General features: G+C 60.4%; 1 protein-coding gene. It reads right to left on the reverse strand.

Annotated elements, in window-relative coordinates; all coding sequences use genetic code 11:
- The coding region (locus tag PQQ96_RS42220; RefSeq protein WP_408303374.1) for a citrate/2-methylcitrate synthase at nt 1-470 on the reverse strand (470 nt) is incomplete at both ends.

A 470-nucleotide genomic window follows, 5' to 3' on the forward strand; every position in this document is an offset into this window, starting at 1 on the left:
ACTTCCTTGATGACCTTGTTGCGCGGGTCCGAAATCGTGTACACCGGGTGACCGAAACCGATCACCACTTCCTTGTTCTCGACGCGACGGCGGATGTCGGCTTCGGCCTCATCCGGCGTCTGATAGCGCGACTGGATCTCGAACGCGACTTCGTTGGCGCCACCGTGCTTCGGGCCGCGCAGCGCGCCGATTGCGCCAGTAATCGCCGAATAAATGTCCGATCCCGTGCCCGCGATCACGCGGCCGGTAAAGGTCGATGCGTTGAATTCATGCTCGGCGTACAGGTTCAGCGACACATGCATCGCGTCGACCCACGCCTTCGACGGTTCCACACCATGCAGCAGGTGCAGGAAGTGGCCGCCGATCGAATCGTCGTCGGTTTCGACTTCGATACGCTTGCCGTTGTGCGAGTAGTGGTACCAGTACAGCAGCATCGAACCGAGCGAAGCCATCAGCTTGTCGGCGATGTC

This window comes from Paraburkholderia sediminicola, from assembly GCF_046027825.1.
GTDB classification, from domain to species: domain Bacteria; phylum Pseudomonadota; class Gammaproteobacteria; order Burkholderiales; family Burkholderiaceae; genus Paraburkholderia; species Paraburkholderia sediminicola_D.